The organism is Arthrobacter sp. NtRootA1, from assembly GCF_019976975.1.
In the GTDB taxonomy this organism is placed as follows: domain Bacteria; phylum Actinomycetota; class Actinomycetes; order Actinomycetales; family Micrococcaceae; genus Arthrobacter; species Arthrobacter aromaticivorans.
Map to the genome: position 1 here is coordinate 1,764,098 of NZ_AP024630.1, position 18,675 is coordinate 1,782,772.

17 protein-coding genes are annotated in these 18,675 nt (G+C 61.3%); 10 read left to right on the forward strand and 7 right to left on the reverse strand.

Translation table 11 applies throughout. From position 1 onward, the window contains the following. The 3 genes from LDN90_RS08105 to LDN90_RS08115 are packed head-to-tail and all read right to left on the reverse strand — an operon-like array spanning position 1 to position 2,136. Entirely contained in the window at positions 1–561 is a 561-nt protein-coding gene (locus LDN90_RS08105) for a hypothetical protein (protein ID WP_223948614.1), read from the reverse strand. Beyond that, on the reverse strand, positions 548–1,351 hold the full coding sequence (locus LDN90_RS08110; protein ID WP_223948615.1) for an alpha/beta fold hydrolase: 804 nt from the start codon (positions 1,349–1,351) through the stop codon (positions 548–550). The genes LDN90_RS08105 and LDN90_RS08110 overlap by 14 nt, the downstream gene beginning before the upstream one ends. Then, positions 1,348–2,136: an alpha/beta fold hydrolase gene (locus LDN90_RS08115; RefSeq protein WP_223948616.1), complete on the reverse strand. Its 789-nt coding sequence runs from the start codon at positions 2,134–2,136 to the stop codon at positions 1,348–1,350. The genes LDN90_RS08110 and LDN90_RS08115 overlap by 4 nt, the downstream gene beginning before the upstream one ends. Positions 2,137–2,245: 109 nt before the next feature. On the opposite strand from LDN90_RS08115, the gene LDN90_RS08120 reads away from it, so the two are divergent. Then, entirely contained in the window at positions 2,246–3,037 is a 792-nt protein-coding gene (locus tag LDN90_RS08120) for a lysophospholipid acyltransferase family protein (protein WP_223948617.1), read from the forward strand. A gap of 66 nt (positions 3,038–3,103) precedes the next feature. Then, a complete protein-coding gene (locus LDN90_RS08125; protein WP_216922934.1) occupies positions 3,104–4,507 on the forward strand; it encodes a 3-deoxy-7-phosphoheptulonate synthase class II in 1,404 nt (467 codons plus the stop codon). 72 nt (positions 4,508–4,579) lie between these two features. Here the strand turns inward: LDN90_RS08125 and pknB are convergent, their stop codons facing one another. Continuing rightward, positions 4,580–6,634, reverse strand: a complete 2,055-nt coding sequence (gene pknB / locus LDN90_RS08130) for a Stk1 family PASTA domain-containing Ser/Thr kinase (protein WP_223948618.1) — start codon at positions 6,632–6,634, stop codon at positions 4,580–4,582. Between the two features lie 77 nt (positions 6,635–6,711). Next, positions 6,712–8,052 (reverse strand): lytic transglycosylase domain-containing protein, encoded by a 1,341-nt coding sequence (locus LDN90_RS08135; protein WP_223948619.1) that lies wholly within the window; start codon positions 8,050–8,052, stop codon positions 6,712–6,714. A gap of 260 nt (positions 8,053–8,312) precedes the next feature. Here LDN90_RS08135 and LDN90_RS08140 point away from each other — a divergent pair, with 260 nt between their 5' ends. Next, entirely contained in the window at positions 8,313–8,666 is a 354-nt protein-coding gene (locus tag LDN90_RS08140) for an Rv2175c family DNA-binding protein (RefSeq protein WP_216922937.1), read from the forward strand. 118 nt (positions 8,667–8,784) lie between these two features. Here the strand turns inward: LDN90_RS08140 and LDN90_RS08145 are convergent, their stop codons facing one another. Both LDN90_RS08145 and LDN90_RS24290 read right to left on the reverse strand, forming a co-directional pair. Continuing rightward, positions 8,785–9,879, reverse strand: a complete 1,095-nt coding sequence (locus tag LDN90_RS08145) for a polyprenyl synthetase family protein (RefSeq protein ID WP_216922938.1) — start codon at positions 9,877–9,879, stop codon at positions 8,785–8,787. Beyond that, a complete protein-coding gene (locus LDN90_RS24290) occupies positions 9,876–10,232 on the reverse strand; it encodes a hypothetical protein (RefSeq protein WP_308169281.1) in 357 nt (118 codons plus the stop codon). Before LDN90_RS24290 ends, LDN90_RS08145 begins: the two co-directional genes overlap by 4 nt. 287 nt (positions 10,233–10,519) lie before the next feature. On the opposite strand from LDN90_RS24290, the gene dinB reads away from it, so the two are divergent. From dinB to LDN90_RS08185, 7 genes are all read left to right on the forward strand, one after another. Continuing rightward, entirely contained in the window at positions 10,520–11,782 is a 1,263-nt protein-coding gene (gene dinB / locus LDN90_RS08155; RefSeq protein ID WP_223948621.1) for a DNA polymerase IV, read from the forward strand. A 238-nt stretch (positions 11,783–12,020) separates the two neighbouring features. Continuing rightward, on the forward strand, positions 12,021–12,389 hold the full coding sequence (locus tag LDN90_RS08160; protein ID WP_216922945.1) for a DUF3040 domain-containing protein: 369 nt from the start codon (positions 12,021–12,023) through the stop codon (positions 12,387–12,389). A gap of 448 nt (positions 12,390–12,837) precedes the next feature. Further along, entirely contained in the window at positions 12,838–13,269 is a 432-nt protein-coding gene (mraZ, locus tag LDN90_RS08165; protein ID WP_216922947.1) for a division/cell wall cluster transcriptional repressor MraZ, read from the forward strand. Positions 13,270–13,404: 135 nt separating this feature from the next. Continuing rightward, positions 13,405–14,433 carry a 16S rRNA (cytosine(1402)-N(4))-methyltransferase RsmH gene (gene rsmH, locus LDN90_RS08170; protein WP_216922949.1) on the forward strand — a complete coding sequence of 343 codons (1,029 nt, stop codon included), beginning with the start codon at positions 13,405–13,407 and terminating at the stop codon, positions 14,431–14,433. Next, complete coding sequence (locus tag LDN90_RS08175) at positions 14,430–15,092, forward strand: hypothetical protein (protein WP_223948622.1); 663 nt, start codon at positions 14,430–14,432, stop codon at positions 15,090–15,092. Before rsmH ends, LDN90_RS08175 begins: the two co-directional genes overlap by 4 nt. A 42-nt stretch (positions 15,093–15,134) precedes the next feature. Next, the gene (locus tag LDN90_RS08180) at positions 15,135–16,931 is read left to right on the forward strand and encodes a penicillin-binding protein 2 (protein ID WP_223948623.1); all 1,797 of its coding nucleotides are present in this window, start codon (positions 15,135–15,137) and stop codon (positions 16,929–16,931) included. Positions 16,932–17,035: 104 nt separating this feature from the next. Next, positions 17,036–18,673, forward strand: coding sequence for a UDP-N-acetylmuramoyl-L-alanyl-D-glutamate--2,6-diaminopimelate ligase (locus LDN90_RS08185; RefSeq protein WP_223948624.1), 1,638 nt, complete (start codon positions 17,036–17,038; stop codon positions 18,671–18,673). Positions 18,674–18,675: the final 2 nt, after the last annotated feature.

Sequence of the window (18,675 nt, forward strand, 5' to 3'; positions counted from 1 at the left end):
CTAGATGCGGGCGCCGTCGTCGTCCTCGTTTTTCTCATGCGGTAGCCGCATGATCAGGTAGACCACGGAAGCTGCAAAGGCCACCACTATGCCAAGGATGGCCAGCAACGGTGCCGAACGCCAAAACATCGCCGTAAAAAGCAGGGCGAGGGGGCCGCCCACAGCGCCGATCCATGCCAGCATGGTCAGCGGATCGGTTCCCACCAGGCTGGGAGGCTCCTCGGGCACGAAGGCGCCGTCGTCGTCGTCCGCCTCGAAATCGCGGGGACCCAGGGGCCTGCCGTCTGATTGTTCCTTTTCCCCTTGTGGCGTCCGGGCATCGGACGCTGGAGCCGTGGCGGGAGAGGACAGTCCCAGCGGATCAAAGTCCCTAAAGACCTTTGGGGCGTCTTCCCTGGCTGGCCCGGCTCCTGTCTGGCCCATTTCCGGCCGACCCGGTTCGGAGGCCTCTCCGAGCGGTAAGGATTCCGTCGCTTCCAGCCGGGACACTAAATCCAACCAGACGGCGTCGTCATCTTTGTTGGCGCTCTGATCGGCAGAGTTGGGATCAGGCCTGTTCATCGGCTTTGTCCTTTTCAAGGGAAGACCCGTTGCCGGCCAGCGCCGCCATGGTCTTTTGGATGAAGTCGACAGTTCCCGTGAAGATTTCAGGGGCGTCGTTGTCCAGGGTCGCAACATGATGGCTGTTGCTGAGGTAGGTGACGTCAACGGGCTCCTGGACCCGTGCACGGAGGAACTCGAGGCTGGCGTTGGAGATGACGTTGTCCACCGTGGAGCGAAAGACCCGCACAGGCGAAGTAATGCGGGGCAGCAGCGCGGCAGTATCCTTGTACATCTTCTTCAACTCGTGGGCCGCTGCAACCGGAGTGCGGGAATATGCCCCTTCGTCCTGGTCCGGCTTCAAGATGTCATTGGCGATCGCCGGAGTGCTCTTCATGACGTACTTGAGGGCCGCAACGATGACAGCCCGCGGGTCATCGAGTACCAGGCCCGGGTTGACCACAACGGTGCCAGCCACGGGCCGTGTCGCCGCAATGCGCAGGGCCAGTGTTCCGCCCATGGATAGTCCGGCCGCGAAGACGAAATCGCATTCGCCTGCCAGTTCCCTGTAGGCATCGTCAACGGCCCGGTGCCATTCACGCCATGAACGCGTCGCCATATCCTGCCAGGTAGTTCCGTGCCCGGGGAGCAATGGAACCCTGACGGCATATCCTGCCGCGGCCAGGTGCTCGGCCCAAGGCCGGACGCTGTGCGGGCTTCCCGTAAACCCGTGTGACATGACGACGCCAACCCGGGGGCCTGAGCCAGTCCAGTTGCTGAGGAACGGGGAGAAATCGGGAAGCATTTTCATGATGACTCTGAGGCTACTCTGTCCGCGGCATGCTGACGGAAAAACTCCGCCGATTCTTCAAAGATGGTGGGTGCATCCACATCCAACGTGGCCACATGCCCGCTCGCCGGGAGGGTCACCACTTTGAGCCGTGATGGGTCCATATGCCTGCTGATCATAGCTACGGAACTGGGCGGGATGACACCGTCCACTGAAGATTTGAAGACAAGCGCCGGTGCTTGAATTTGTGGGAGGGCGCGGGTTGCCTGGCGGAAGAGCTTCTTCAGTTCGTGCACGGACCTCAAAGGCGTCTTTGAGTAGTCACCGTCCTCGGTGGGGGCCGCCGTCGGCTTTTCTTCCTCAATGGGTGAGGTGGTCCGCATGACGTACTTGAGTGCTCCGACGTACCTGACCCGGCGGTCGTAGAAACTCAACCCCGGGTTCACCAGGACCAGACCCGGAACATCGTGCAGGGAAGCGACGCGGAGGGCAACGGCACCGCCCATTGACAGGCCTGCCACAAAACACGTTTCAGTCCGGGCGGCAAGGTCCAGATAGCTTCGCTCAAAGGTCCTGTACCAATCCTGCCAGCGTGTGGTGGCCAGATCGTGCCAGCTGGTTCCGTGGCCGGGAAGCAACGGCACTGAGACGGAAAAGCCCTGCCCGGCCAGATACTCGGCCCAAGGCAGTACACTCAACGGGCTACCCGTGAACCCGTGGCAGATGGCCACTCCGGTGGACGCGTTGGCTCCATGGCCGGGATGGTGGAAGGCGAGCGGCGCGGCTGGTTGGTTGCGTTCCGTCATGGCTCCATCGTGTCACTCTTCCCGACATTTCTCACTGGAGTAGGGTTGCTGTTGAGTGCCGCCGGCTTGGCCGGAAGGACGCCCGTAAACCGGCCGTGAGAGGACAAACGTGTTCTATTGGGTCATGAAGAGGATCTTTCTTGGTCCTGTTCTCAAACTCCTGTTCAGGCCATGGGTCAAAGGGCTGGACAACGTCCCCGAAAACGGCCCGGCGATCCTGGCGTCCAACCATTTGTCCTTTTCGGACTCCATCTTCCTTCCCCTGATGGTGGATCGGCCCGTGATCTTCCTTGCCAAGTCCGAATACTTCACGGGCAAGGGCATTAAGGGCCGCTTGACTGCGTTGTTCTTCAGGTTGACGAACCAACTGCCGATGGACCGTTCCGGCGGAGCCGCATCCGAGCTATCGCTGCAGGCCGGGAAGGACGTCCTGAATTCCGGCGGGCTCTTGGGAATCTATCCCGAAGGCACCCGGAGTCCGGACGCCAAGCTCTACCGCGGCAAGGTGGGTGTTGCCCGGCTCGCTCTCCAGACCCGTGTCCCTGTAGTGCCGGTGGCCATGATTGGCACGGAAAAGGTCCAGCCCATTGGCAAGAGGCTGCCCAGCATCAGGCGTATCGGTGTGATCTTTGGGCAGCCCATGGACTTTAGCCGCTATTACGGCATGGAAGATGACCGGCTCATTCAAAGGGCCGTAACCGACGAAATCATGTACGAGTTGATGCGGCTTTCCGGCCAGGAGTATGTGGACGAGTATGCAGCTGTGGTCAAGGCCCGGATGGATGGCAAAGGACCCGGGACTGTTGGGAAAGTAAAAGCAGCCGAGGAGGCTCCCTCGGACATCGCTGATGACAAGGACGGACCCAAGGAAGACGGGGGAGCAGCCAGCGGGGGACTGTGACGCATCCGGCAGGGACAGTTACGCCTGCAGTGCCCCAACTTTGGCGGAGGCTACTACTCTTTAAGGGTGACTGAGCTAACCGCGAACACCGCACCCCCCGTAGTAGACCCACTCGCCAGCACCGCCCAGAGTGGGGCTGCAAATTACCCCGGTCTCGACGCCTGGCGGGACCTGCCGATTTCCCAGCAGCCCACGTGGTCTGACTCTGAAGTCTTCAAGGCCTCCGTTAAGGAACTTTCCGTCGTTCCGCCTTTGGTATTTGCCGGCGAAGTTGACGTTCTTCGGGAGCGCTTGGCTGCGGCCGCCCAGGGCAAGGCTTTCCTCCTGCAGGGGGGAGACTGCGCAGAAACCTTTGAGGCCGCTACGGCGGACAAGATCAGCGCACGCGTCAAGACGATCCTCCAGATGGCCGTCGTACTCACGTACGGTGCGGCGATGCCGGTTATCAAGATGGGCCGCATGGCCGGCCAATTCGCCAAGCCACGCTCGTCCAACGATGAAACCCGCGACGGCGTGACGCTTCCCGCGTACCGCGGAGATATCGTCAACGGCTACGACTTCACGCCCGAGTCCCGCGCGCACGACGCCGGCAGGATGCTGCAGGCTTACCATACGTCGGCATCCACACTGAACCTGATCCGGGCATTCACCCAGGGTGGCTTCGCGGACCTTCGGCTGGTCCACCAGTGGAACAAGGGCTTTACTGAGAACCCGGCACATGCCCGGTACGAGTCCCTTGCCCGTGACATTGACCGTGCCATCATGTTCATGGACTCTTGTGGCGCTGACTTCGAGGCCCTCAAGCGGGTTGAGTTCTTCGCCAGCCACGAGGCACTGCTGCTCGACTACGAACGCGCGCTGACCCGCATTGACTCGCGCACGGGCCTGCCGTACGACACTTCCGCCCACTTCCTCTGGATCGGCGAGCGGACCCGCGAACTCGATCATGCCCACGTGGACTTCCTTTCCCGTGTGCGGAACCCCATTGGAGTCAAGCTCGGCCCCACTACCAGCGGCGACGATGCCCTCCGCCTTATCGACAAGCTGGACCCGAACCGCGAACCGGGGCGCCTGACATTCATTACCCGTATGGGGGCCACCAACATCCGCGAAAAGCTGCCAGCCGTCGTCGAGCGCGTTACCGCTTCCGGCGCCAAGGTCCTGTGGGTGACGGACCCGATGCACGGCAACACGGTCACCTCGCCAAACGGGTACAAGACGCGTAACTTCGACGACGTCATCGATGAAGTACGTGGCTTCTTCGAGGTACACCACTCCCTGGGCACGGTTCCTGGCGGCCTGCATGTCGAAATGACCGGCGACGACGTCGCTGAGTGCCTCGGCGGTGCAGACCCCATCGACCAGGACGCTTTCCTGGACCGTTACGAGTCTGTCTGCGATCCGCGCCTGAACCACATGCAGTCACTTGAGATGGCCTTCCTGGTCGCAGGAGCCCTGTCCAAGCGGTAGGAATGGTGAACTCTACAGAAGAGGGGCGGTCCGGATCGATCCGGACCGCCCCTCTTCTGTTTTTGTCCTGGATCAGACCACGGTCAGGGTGACGACTGAGCCTTCCGGGATCTCGGTGTCTACTGGATTCTGGTCTCGCACAGTTCCGAAGAAGCCGCCCAGAATTGCATTGATTTTCACGTCGAAACCCAGTTTTTCCAGATCCTTCTGAGCATCTTTGGCCTGCTTGCCGATAAAGCTGGGAACCCTCACCAGCTTGGGTCCCTTGGAGACCGTCAGGGTCACCGTTTCGCCGCGGACGAGCGTGCCGTTGCCAGGGGACTGCGCCACAACAGCACCCTTGGGAACTGATTTGTCGTTGACTGTCTCCGGAGCGACAACGGCCTTCAACCCGGCATCCTGTATTGCTTTCACGGCAGCATCCTGCGGCAAACCCCGAACATCGGGAACGGGGATGGGCTGGGGTCCCTTGGAAACAACCAAGGATACCGGCGTACCGTGGCGGATTTCTTTCCCCGGGGCAGGGTCCTGGGAGATGACACTGCCCGCGGGGATCTTTTCGTCGAAAGCCTCGGTGACATTGCCGAGGGTCATTTGGGCGGCGTTCAGGGCGGTCTTTGCTTGATCCAGGGTCCCGCCTGTCAGCCCGGGCAGTGCAAAGAGTTGTGCGCCTTTCGAAACGAAAAGGGCAATGGGTTGAAATTTACGTACCACTTCCCCGGATTTGGGTTCAGTTCCGACGGCGAGTCCGGCTTGGACGTCGTCGTCGAATACGTCCTTGGGCTCGGACTGGAATCCCGCTGTGCGCAGGAGTTGTTGGGCTTCGGCTACCGTCTTGTTCTTGACATCGGGAACGGTGCCTGGAGATCCAGGCCCCATGCCGAAGAACCAGCCGGCAGATCCTGCGAGCAGCGCCAGGATCACGATCACGACTGTCCAGATAACGGCGCGTCGCCTGGGATTGCCTTCACGCAAGGGCCGCACCGGGGTGGCAGCAGCCCTGGTTTGGTCTTTAGCCTGTTGCCGCTCCAGTTTTTTCTGCTCCCGTTTGCCAGGCTGGCGCAGGTCATCGTCTACACCGGGAAGGGCCAGGCCGGCGTTGCGTGGTTGCCGCGCAGACGCTGCCATCACGGTTGTCGGGTTGCTCTGGTGTGGGATGAACTCGGTGGGCGATGCTGTCGTGGCAAGGGCCTCGGTGGGATTCTCCCGCGGGGCGGCTGCCTCAACGGAAGCGGCAGTGGAGAGAGGCCGGGAGGACGGCTGCCTGTGGTCCAGTTGCTCGTCGCTTAGCGTGGTCCGGATGTGGCGCAGTTCCGACAACAGGGCGGAGCCGTCCACGGGCCGGTTTTCGGCGTCCACAGCAGTGCACCACTGCACAAGTTCGTCCAGGTCCTCGGCAAGACCTGGAGCAGCCTCGGAGGGGCGGCCAACTGCGGCATTGACGTGCTGGTAAGCAACCTGAATCGGGGATTCACCAGCATATGGCTGCTTGCCTGTGAGCATTTCGTACAGCATGATGCCAGCTGAGTAGACGTCGCTGCGGGCATCAGCGGGCTTGCCAAGCACCAACTCGGGAGCGAGGTACGCCACCGTGCCGATCAAGGCGCCAGTACTTGTGGTGGCCGTGACAGCCCTGGCTAAGCCGAAGTCACCCACCTTGATCCGGCCGTCGTCGGCTATGAGCACGTTCTCGGGCTTGATGTCCCGATGGATGAGTCCTGATCCGTGGGCTGCCGCTAAACCTTCGATGACGGGATCGATCAGAGCGAGGGCCAGACGCGGTGGAAGTGCACCCTGCTGGTTGATGACGTCGCGGAGCGTATGGCCTTTGACATACTCCATCACCAGATACGCGATATGCCCGTCTTCGCCCTGGTCCAGCACGCTGACAACGTGGGGATGGGACAGGCTCGCGGCGGCCTTGGCCTCGCGGCTAAGCCGTTCCAGGAACGTCTCGTCATTGGCCAGGTGCGGGTGCAGGACTTTGAGGGCCACGTCGCGCTCCAAGCGCTGGTCCGTGGCCAGGTAAACGGTGGACATGCCACCCCTCGCAAGGCGTGAGCGGACGTGGTAGCGCCCGTCCACCGTGGTCCCGATGAGGTGGTCCTGCGTTGGTTCCTGCACCATATGATCCTAAACGAGGCAGGGAAGAGGCCCGAATCCGCGAAGGATCCGGGCCTCGTCCGAAGGTGCTTGGGTACGGCCTAGCCGAAAGTACGTTGCCGGGCCTTGATCGATTCGACGTAGCGCTTGGTGTCGTCGTACATGCCGTACTTGCTGACCGAGTACTGGCCCTGGTAGTAACCGGCGATGGCGTTGTCGAGGTCTTTGCTTGTGGCGATGAGTGCCCTGATGATGGCGACGCCGGCCGTGGCATTGTCATATGGATCCAGGAGGTTGAGCTTGCGGCCCACCAAATCGGATGCCCATTGGCCCGAGGACGGAATGACCTGCATGGTTCCAATGGCGTTGGCGGGTGAGACCGCGCGCTGGTCGAAGCCGGATTCCTGCTCGGCGAAGGCAAGTGCCAATGAGGGGCTGACTCCCATGCGGCGGGCGGTATCAGCGACGATTGTCTTCATTTCATCCCGGCTTGGGACAGGCGAAGCGTTCAGCAGCGCCTTGTTCTCGTTGGCGGAGCTGACAACAGCGGGCGGGTACGTAAAGCCGAGGAAGGAGCTCGGCACCAGGGGCTTAATGTCCCCGGCAGGCTGCAGTGACGTACTGCCGGGGATGGTGAGCTTCTGTCCGGGGTAAATGACCGTCGTTGCCGAAACTGTATTGACGCTCATCAGCGCTGACAACGAAACGTTGTGACGCGATGCAATGGAGCTCAGTGTATCGCCCGCTTTGATGGTGTAAGAGCCCGTACTGGCTACGGGAGCGGCCACGGGTGCCGGAGCGGGGGCAGGAGCAGGGGGAGCCGAAGGTGCAGAGCCGCCACTGACCTTGATCTTCTGGCCGGGATAGATGATGGAGCTTCCACTGAGATTGTTCCAGCTGAAGATGCTGGACAGGGGGACACCGTGCCGGGCCGCGATCGCGCCCAGCGTATCGCCCGGAACCACTGTGTAGGTGGTGGCATTTGAAGGTGCGCTCGGCGCGGGTGCGGGCGCCTGGTCAGGGGCGGCCGGGGCAGTGCCAATGAGTTTGATGGTCTGGCCAGGGTAAATCAGCGTTGTTGCAGTGAGCTTGTTCAACTGCAGGACAGCGGATGTGTCCAGGTTGAAGCGGCGTGCAATGGCACTGATGGTGTCTCCGCGGACGATCTTGTATGTGTCCGGTACGGACGGAGCCATGGGCCGCAGCGCGGCAGGAAGCGTTGCCGGAACCGCTTGGGCGGGAATCACAGTGCCCACTTTGGTGGCCTGGGCCTTCATGGCTGCAGCGAGCGTAGCGGGAATCTTGCGGGGCTGGGGTGCCGGTGCGGCCGTGGCTGGCTGGGCCAAGGCAAGCGAGGACAAAACCACGGCGGGAAGCGCAGCCGTGGTTGCCGCAATTACCGGCATGCTCATGGTTCGTTTCGGCGAGCGGGGCGTCGTCATGGAGTGTGTCCTCATCTCAGCAGCGGGAATAGTTTGTGTTGCCGCTGTTACCAGTGTTGCCAATGTGACTGATGTTATCAATGTTGCAAGTGTGATCAGTGTGAATCTCTCACACTTATTCATTCGGCACAACAATTCCTGCACTTTGGAAATCTCTTCGCCGAATTCATCCCTCTGAAAAGGCGACTTTCTCCCACACCGCGGGACCGCCGTCGTACTCCGGCTAGGCGACTGGCAGCCCGGCGTGGCAACCTTGTTCCGTGAGTAATGTAGAAAGCCTTGTTTCCGACTGGTTGCCGCTGCCGGATGTCGCCGAGCTGTTGGGAGTTTCCATCACCAAAGTCCATGGACTGTTGGATGAGCGTGCGCTGGTGGCTATCAGGCGGGGAGAGCGGAATATCCGCTCGATTCCGGCGCTGTTTATTCAGGATGGACACGTCGTAGACAGCTTGAAGGGAACCATTGCGGTTCTTAGCGATGCTGGTTATAACGACGAAGAACTCATCGTGTGGTTGTTTACGCCTGACGATTCATTGCGGGGACGGCCTGTGGATGCGTTGCGCGAAGGACGCAAGACGGAGATTCGGCGTCGCGCCCAGTCTCTCGCCTGGTAACTCAGTCCCTCGCCTGGTAGCCGGTTAGCCGGCAGCTTGGATTCCGTCATAAGCAGTTAAACAGCGGACGACGGCGGTCCTTGACCGCCGTCGTCGTCCCACGCCTGAAAAAGCCCCGTCAAGCAGCCCGGCTCACAGCTGCCTCAGCCAGTTGGCGCAATGCTGTGAGCGGTAATTCTTCCAGCGGCAGCTGTTCCAAGGCGGCGAAGGCTTTGTCACTCAGATCGTCAATAAGGGCTTCTGTGGCATCAAGCGCTCCGCAGTCGACCATGATGTTGCGGATTGTGGAAACTTCGTCCTCACCCAGATTCGGTTTCCCCAGCATTTCGTCCAAATACGTGGCTTGATCCGTGGGAGCCAGGTTAATGGCAAATCCAACGAGCACTGTCCGTTTGCCCTCGCGAAGGTCATCGCCCGCAGGTTTTCCCGTTGTCTCCGGGTCCCCGAAAACTCCCAGGACATCATCGCGCAATTGGAACGCCTCGCCCAAGGGCAGTGAAAATGCCGAGTATGCCTTCAACAGATCCTCGGATGCGCCTGCCAACGCTCCACCCAGTGCCAGAGGGTGCTCGGTGGAATATTTTGCGGATTTATAGCGAATAATCGAGGTGGCGCGCTCCACGGAACCCGCGCGATCACGTACAGGACCGGCTACTTCCTCGAGAATGTCCAGGTACTGCCCGGCCATTACCTCGGCCCGCATGAGGTTGAAAATACGGCGTGCTTCGCTTCCTGCGGCTGCCCTGGGGCCGATTTCCGTGAAGGATTCCTCGCTGAAGGAAAGGCACAAATCCCCGGTCAGGATCGCCGCGGCATGGCCGAAGCGTTCGTTGTCCAGGGCCCATCCATTCGCCTCGTGGAGTTGGCTGAAGCGACGGTGCACACTGGGACCCCCGCGCCGGGTATCGGAACGGTCAATGATGTCGTCATGGATGAGGGCCGCGGCTTGGAAAAGTTCCAAAGCGCAGCCAGCCGTCAGGATGTCCGCGTCAGCGGCGGGACCGCCCGCACCCCGCCAGCCCCAATAGCACATCAGCGCACGAAGCCGTTTTCCGCCTGTGACGAGGTTTGATATTGACCCCATGAGGGGAGCGACGTCCGGGGAAATCGTAGCCATCATGTCCTGTTGGACCGCCAGGAACTCATTCAGTTTCCCGGCTACGCCGGAAATAAACTCGACTTGCTCCGTGTGGAGTTGGGAAACCGGCGTCACTTGACTGACCCGGCCGCCACGTTGGCGCCGATGGTGAACGTGGAAACGCCTTCCTTTTGCCTCACCGAGACGTTGACCGTTTCACCGTCACCGCGGATGAAGTCGATCGACGTGACGTTGCCTACGGCTTCGGGGCCCGGAACAACCTTGAACCCTTGTGCTTCAAGCGAGGTCTTGTAGTAATCCACCACGCTTTCCGGCGGAGCTTTGACCGTTCCTACGAGGGCAACGGTGGCAGGAGATACGTTTTTGTCAAAGCTGCTGGAGCGCACGGACGTCTTGGGCATCACCGGGATGAGCTGTTCCGGAAAGCCCGGGACCAAGGCGCCCACCGTGGCCGTTGCGCCAGGCACGGGTCCCGCTGACGCGGACGTGTCGGGAGCCTGTGACGAGGATGATGCAGAGGCTGGGGGAGAGGGCGCGGCCGTGGAGGAATCAGAGGAGTTCCCCGATGCGGATGGGGCCGCGGGGCTGCTGGTGGGCGGAGTACAGGCGGAAACCGCCAGGGCGACACTCGCTGCGAGCAGGGCAAACCCTCGCGATCGAGGAGTTCCAAAGAGCTTCACAGGGGTATCCTTCCTTGGGCTGACGGGGGACTGTGCCTCCAGTTTAGTCAGTGGCCGGGCATAGTATTGCCGTTGTGAGGCAGGAAGCATTCGGTAGCGCCCAAAGCGCGGCCAGCGAACCAGCCCGCAGCGCGCACGACGCCCTGCGGGAACAGCGGCGAACCAGCATCCTGCACGTGGACATGGACGCCTTTTTCGTTTCCGTGGAACTGCGTAGCCGGCCGGACTTGCGTGGAAAGCCCGTGATCGTAGGCTTCCCTGCTGAGCGCTCGGTCGTCTTGTCGGCGTCTTACGAAGCCCGGGCCACAGGTGTGAAGTCAGCAATGCCCATGGCCATTGCCATGCGGATGTGCCCGGGCGCTGTCATCATCCACCCGCGCCACAAGCTCTACTACGAGGTTTCGGCGCAGCTCATGGAGATCTTCGCCTCCATCACGGACCTCGTGGAACCCTTGAGCGTTGACGAGGCGTTCCTCGACGTTGGTGGGGCTATCCGCCGTCTCGGATCTCCCTTGGACATCGGACATCTCGTCCGCCGTCGTGTTCGGTCTGAACTTGGTATCACCGCTTCAGTGGGGATTGCCGGAACCAAGTTTGTGGCCAAGATCGCATCCACCCGTTGCAAGCCGGATGGCATCCTCCAGATCGACGCCCAGGACACTATCCCGTACCTTCACAGCTTGCCGGTCAGCGCGCTCTGGGGCGTCGGCGGCAAGACGGCCGAGGTGCTGGCACGCCTAGGCATCCGGACAGTGGCCGACGTAGCGGCTACGCCTGTGGCATCGCTGAAAAAGGTCCTTGGCGCCAGCGGAGAGCACGTGCACAGGCTGTCGATGGGAATAGATCCCAGGCCGGTCACTCCTACGAGGCTGGAAAAGAGCATCGGGGCGGAGGAGACTTTTGCCACAGATTCGGCAGACGACGCCCTGTTGCACAGGGAGCTCCTCAGGTTGTCCCATCGCACGGCAGCGCGGCTGCGCAGTTCCGGGATGCTGGCCCGAACCGTAGCCTTGAAACTCCGATACGCCGATTTTTCCACTGTGACCCGCAGCCGGACCGTGCATACTCCCGTTGACAGCGCCCAGCTCATTTACCAGGTTGCCGTGCAACTGCTGGAATCCTTGGGGCCACGATCCATGAGCGTTCGTCTTGTGGGTGTCCGTGCGGAGCAACTGGAACCGGCCGGCCAAGCGTCCATGCAGCTCAGCCTTGATCGACGCGATGACAACTGGAGGGCCGCGGAGCAGGCCCTTGACCGCGTTGCGGAACGCTTCGGCTCCAAAACGTTGCTCCCGGCCAGGCTCCTGGATCCGCGCAAGACTCCTGACGTCGAATGACCCCCGCGATGCCCGCCCAGGCGCCCTCCGAGCGTCTTTCAGAACAGCGCCTGACAAACTATCCTAATTAGTACAGATATTTAGATCGTCTGGACAGCTGTTTCCTGAGCAGTCGGTCCCAGGATGTCCGCTAATAAAGCGGAAATTTTTTGGGAACGCTTTTCGTGGCCCGATCGTTTTGGAAACAGACGCACAGGCCGCGATTCGTCCAGACGCTGGCTGACTAAAGGAGGTCGCGATGCCCCTCTCGGAGCATGAACAGAAGCTGCTTGAGCAACTTGAGAAGCAGCTTCATGAGGACGATCCGAAGTTTGCCAACACGATGGGTTCGGATCCCATCCGCAGCTGGTCAACCCGGCACGTGATAATTGGTGTCCTTGGTGCCATCGCAGGCATCCTTTTGCTGCTGGTCGGCGTGTCACTCCAACAGATTTTCGTTGGTGTCCTCGGCTTCGTAGTGATGGGCGCAGGTGTCTACTTTGCGACTCTTAGGGGCGCGGCGTTCGGTAAGACCCGGAAAGCGAAAGCCGGAAAGTCAAAGTCCAAGAGTTCGTTCATGAGCAATCTTGAGGAGCGCTGGGACGAGCGTCGCCGCGACGACAATTGAGTGTCCGCCAGCATTAGCCCGGCCCTGGATCCTTTCCAAGCGACGATTCCTTAATAAGCTGCGCCGATAGCCTGCGCCGACAAATGGTGCATGCCCCTGGGTTGCAGGCGACACAAAAGACCCTTTATGGGTCTTTTTGCGTTTAACCCTGTGTCCTCCACTTTCCACCCCCTTCGAGGTTGCCAGCCCACTCTGGATCCGCAACGCGATCATCCCGCGCCTGATTCCCTCGGCCGCCCATAGAGTCATGCCCCAGGCGTTCCTTTGCCCTCCACTTCCCACCACGCCCTTGAATCTGTGCAATAGCGCGCCTTCGGAAACTCAAAGTGGTGGAGAAACACCTCATCGTGCGTTGACTGTGGGGCTTTGTGGAGTAAAGTGGAGCGCATAAGAGGGTATTGGCAGTGTTGGGTATGAACGGGCACCTTGACTGAGGGGCGGTGGGCCGGTGTTTCTTGGCACCCATTCCCCACGCCTTGATGAAAAGGGCCGGATCATACTTCCCGCGAAGTTCCGTGAGGAACTTGCCGAGGGCCTGGTTCTCACAAGGGGTCAGGAACGTTGCATTTACGTCTTCAGCCAGAGGGAATTCGAGCGCATTCACGAATCGATGCGGGAGGCACCACTGTCCTCCAAGCAGGCTCGTGACTACATTCGGGTTTTCCTGTCTGGGGCCTCTGACGAGGTACCTGACAAGCAGGGGCGCGTGACGATTCCGCCGGCGCTCCGGGCCTATGCAGGGCTCGGCCGGGAATTGGCAGTTATCGGTGCCGGTACCCGCGCAGAGATCTGGGATGCCGAGGCTTGGAATGAATACCTCGCCGAGAAGGAAGCAGCCTTCTCGGAGACCGACGATGACAACCTCCCCGGTTTCATCTAACCGGAAATGGGGCCCTGGCCCCGGTCCTTGGATGGGATCTCCAGCCGCCCATCGAACTGTCTTCCTGACTCAACTTCCCCTGAGCCAGGCCGGCGGAACGATAGGCGCGGATGGGGATCCGGTCCAAGGAACTGAATGCAAGCGATTGAGGAAAGAGGAGGCAACGTGGAAGAGCAGGACGCGGCAAAGCCCACATCTGAGCGCCACGTGCCCGTCCTGAAGGACCGCTGCATCAACTTGCTCGCCCCTGGCTTCGAAGCAGCCCGGAGCCGTGGCGAGACGCCGATCGTTATCGATGCGACGCTTGGGATGGGCGGCCACTCCGAGGCCATGCTGCAACGCTTCCCTGATCTGCACCTCGTGGGGATCGACCGCGATGAGGAAGCCTTGGCGTTGGCTGGCGCGCGGCTGGAACCCTTCTCGGACCGCACGGATCTGGTTCACGCGGTCTATGACGAAATCGAGGACGTCCTGGCCGATCTCGGCATCGCTGAAGTCCACGGCATCCTCATGGACCTCGGAGTATCGTCCTTGCAGTTGGATGAACGGGAGCGTGGCTTCGCCTACTCCTACGATGCTCCGCTGGACATGCGCATGGACACCAGCCGGGGGCAAACCGCGGCAGACGTCGTCAACAACTACAGCGAAGAAGAGCTCGTTCGTATCATCCGCAAGTGGGGCGAAGAGAAGTTTGCCGGACGGATTGCGAACAGGATCGTCACTGCCCGGGCCGAGAAGCCATTCGCCACCACCGGAGAACTCGTTGAGCAAATCCGCGGTGTAGTACCTGCTGCCGCAGCCAAGAGCGGTGGCCACCCGGCCAAACGGACCTTCCAGGCACTGCGTATCGAGGTCAACGAAGAACTCGACGTCCTGGAACGGGCTATTCCAGCCGCTGTCGCAGCGACTGCCCTGGGCGGGCGGATTGTGGTCATGTCCTACCACTCCCTGGAGGACAAGATCGTAAAGTCTGTTTTCCAGGCCGGATCCAAGTCCTCAGCACCGCTCGGATTCCCCGTTGAACTCGAAGAACATAAACCCGAATTGAAAACGCTGACCAAAGGCACGGAAGTGCCTACGGCCGCAGAAATTGCCGAGAACCCACGCGCGGCGTCTGCCCGACTCAGGGCCGTGGAGCGCATCAAGCCAAGGAGAGTCGCATGAGCACCGCCGCAGCGAAGACACTGCCCTCCGTGGTAGGCAACACGGCCAGGGCGCTCCCGGCCCCAGCCGGCAAGCCCGACGTCGGCCGGAAGGCGCGTACGCCGCTTTCGCTTGTGCGAAGCGCCCCCGGGAAGCGGCGCACTCCCTTTGTGGTCTTGTGCTTCGTGGTGATGGCGGCCGCCCTGCTGACGGTGCTCGTCCTTAACATTTCTGTATCCACAGCCCAGTACCGCTTGGTACAGCTCAAAGCAGAAGCAGCCACGCTGAACAAGGAAAACCAGGACCTGACACAGAAGAAGCAGAACTTCGAGGCTCCCCAGAATCTGGCCGCAAAGGCTGCAGAATTGGGAATGGTACAGTCCACCGTCAAGGGCCAGATCGATGTGAACACCATGACGGTCACCGGAAAGGCAACCCCGGCTGTCAAGGGAGACAACCCCGCGGCCGTGATTGCCCCTCCGGCCGTTGCCGGCCAGCTTGATGTGGTGCCTTCGGTGACTACCAAGGATCCGTTGGAAAACCTCAAACCGGCAACCCCTGCAGCGCCCGCGGCTACACCGGCCGCGCCAGCTGCAAAGCCGGCAACCCCCGCGTCTTCGCCTGCGGAGCTTCACGGGGGATCCGTTCCCGCTCCCCAGCAGAAGGCACCAGGGCACTAGCCCACAAGCTCACCGACGCAAGGCCAGCAGCAAGGAATCCACGTGGCGCGAAACCCCGGCAAATCAAAAAAGACGAAGGTGCCGGCGGCGAGGAAGCGGCTCCGGGTTGGTCTTGGCATCATGCTGACACTGCTGTTGGTGGTGGGCGGGAAACTCTTCATGGTGCAAGGCCTTGACGTCGGTGGCATGGCCGAGGCTGCCCTTGCGAACCGTCTCACGCCACAGGTACTGCCGGCCGAACGCGGCAGGATCCTGGACGCCAACGGTACTGTCCTGGCCAGCAGTGTCATCCGCTACAACATTGTTGTGGACCAGGTCCTCAACACCGCCACCGCTGAGTTCAAGCGCTACAACGAGAAGACTGAAGAAGTAGAGACTATCCCGCGGGACCAGGGTATCTCCGAACTGGCTTCGCTCCTGGGGGCCGATCCCGCCAAGGTCAGGGAGTCGCTCACTGGTGACAAAAAGTACTTCACGGTGGCCAAGGATGTGAAACCCGAGCTTGAAGACCGCATCTCCAAGCTGCACATTCCCGGTGTTGCCGCCGAAGGCGTCAGTAAGCGTGTCTATCCGAACGGCAGCGTGGCCGGCGGAGTGGTGGGTTTCCTTCAGGACGGCACCACAGGCCAGGCGGGCATCGAGCAAACCCAGGACCAGGTCCTCCGAGGTACCGAGGGCAAGCGCGTATTCGAGATTGGCGCCGATGGCCTCAGGATTCCCGTTGCCACTGACGAGCTCACGCCGGCCGTGGATGGAAGCGACGTCAAGCTGACCCTCAACACGGACATCCAGTACTTTGCACAGCAGGCTATCCAAAGCCAGGTCAACAAGATGAACGCCGAGTGGGGTTCGATTATTGTGATCGACACCAAGACGGGCAACCTTATTGCCCTGGCCGACACGAATGCCCCGGACCCCAACGATCCCGGGAAAGTTGATGCCAAGGACCGGGGTGTGCGTTCTGTGACGGCCGCCTACGAGCCCGGATCAGTCGAGAAAATGATCACTGCCTCTGCCGTAATCGAGGAGGGCAAGTCCTTTCCGCTGGACCATTTCACTATCCCGCCGTCCTACACCATTGACGGCCAGACGTTCACCGATGCGTTCGAGCACGGCACCGAAGAACGCACGCTGGCCGGAATCCTGGGCTGGTCCATGAACACCGGAACCGTGATGGCGGGAAGCAGGCTGAGCAAAGAGCAGCGCTACGAATGGCTGAAGAAGTTTGGTGTTGGCGAACAAACGGATATCGGCCTCCCCGCGGAAGCGACCGGTATCCTCGCCAAGCCTGATCAGTGGGATGAACGCCAGCAATACACGGTCCTGTTTGGTCAGGGAGTTTCGCAGTCCACGCTGCAGACCGTGCGGGCCTTCCAGACGATTGCCAACGGTGGCGTGATGTTGCAGCCCAGGCTCATAGACAGCTACATCACCCCCGAGGGGGAAGAGCAGAAGGTTCCGGCCAAGGAGTCCCGGCAGGTGGTGTCCAAGGAAACAGCGCAACAAATGCGGGACATCCTGGAAAGCGCAGTGACCGAGGGCCAGATCAAGGACGCGGCCATTGATGGCTACCGGGTGGGCGCCAAGACGGGTACCTCACAGGCACCCCGCGAAGATGGACTCGCCGGCTTTGACGGGTATACGGCCTCGATGGTGGGCATGGCGCCCATGGATGACCCGCGGTTCATCGTAGAGGTCGTCCTGCAGCGGCCCAAGGGGAATATCTACGGCATCACCAATGGTCCCGTGTTCCGTTCCGTCATGTCCCAGGTCCTCAGGACCTACAACGTGCCGCCATCAATCGGCACCCCTGCGCGCCTGCCGCAGTTCGTCAAGTAAGCTTCTTGGGCGTCTGTTTCGGCCAAAGAATTTGATCCATCACTACCGGCTGGGCGCCGCTGGCCCCAAGCCGGTCGTTCCACCGAGCATCAACGGAGAACCACGTGTCAGAGCACAATGAGGCCGCTTCCCACGCCGAGACGCCGGAGACCGGCACATCCGGCTTCCGCCCGGCGTCTGTGGCTGCAGTGCCTTTGTCGACCCTCGCAGAAGCCCTGGGGGTGGCCGTCCCGGCGGACGGCGACACCAGGGGAGTGACGGGGATTTCGCTGAACTCCCGGGCCATTGAACCTGGTGACCTTTACATGGCACTTCCCGGGGCTTCGCGCCATGGTGCCGACTTCGTCCCACAGGCGGTAGAGGCTGGCGCCGTCGCCGTAGTCACGGACGATGCCGGGGCACGGCAGCTTGCCCTGGCAGGCGAGCAACCCGTACCTGTCCTGATCGTCGACGAGCCGCGCACCGTTGTCGGGCGTTTGGCTGCACTGATCTACCGCAGCCAGCCGGACGACGGCGGGTTCCCGACGCTGTTTGGAGTAACCGGGACCAACGGTAAGACGACCACAACGTACTTCATCAACTCCTTGCTCCGTGCCTTGGGAAAAACCCCGGGGCTCATCGGAACAATAGAAATCCTGGCCGGGGGAGATCCCATTCCGAGCCTGTTGACGACACCGGAATCCACTGACGTCCATGCACTGCTTGCCCTGATGCGGGAACGTGGGCTGGAGGCGGCGTCCATGGAGGTGTCCTCCCACGCCGTTGCTTATCACCGCGTGGATGGCGTGATGTTCGACGTCGCCGGGTTCACGAACCTCACCCAGGACCACTTGGACCTGCACGGCAGCATGGAAGAGTACTTCCGCACCAAAGCTGAGCTGTTCACCGCAGGACGGGCACGCCACGCAGTGGTGATGGTCGACGACGAGTGGGGCCGCAACCTGGCGCGAACAGCGGACATTCCGGTCACAACACTTACCGCAACGACAGGAGGCACCCCTGCCGATTGGTCCGTTGCCTCAACCACCGCCCGCGGACTCGGCACCGATTTTGAACTACGGCACACAGACGGCCGCGTCCTGCGCGTACACACTGGCTTGCCGGGTGACTTCAATGTGGCGAACGCGGCCCTGGCCACGATCATGGTCCTGTCGTCAGGCATCGATGTAGAGACCCTCCAGGGCGCACTCGAGGCGCATGATCCCTTTACCGTGGCCGTCCCTGGACGAATGCAGCTCATCTCCGCGGCGCCGGCCTCTGTGGTGGATTTTGCCCACAATCCGGATGCCTTGGCCCGCGCGCTGCAGGCCGTCCGGTCCCGTGAAGAAGGCTCCCGCGTGATCGTGGTGTTCGGGGCTACCGGGCAACGGGACCAAAGCAAGCGTCCTACGATGGGCGCCATCGCGGCACGCTTGGCGGACATTGTCATCATCAGCGACGACGACCCCCACGATGAGGATGCGGCAGCTATCCGGTCACAGGTCCTGGCAGGTGCCTATGCCGCCCGTGAGGCAGCGAACTTGACCTGTGAAATCATCGAATCCTCGCCGCGGGATGCCGCCATTCGACTCGCAGTGGAGTATGCCACCCCGAAGGACACTATCCTCATTGCAGGTCGAGGCCACGAGGTATGGCAAGAGGTCAAGGGCGTCAACCTGGCTCTTGACGACAGAGTGGAATTGCGGACCGCCTTGACATCCAGGGGATTCAGCGTTTCAACGGACCAGCGGATAGAGTCCTAAAC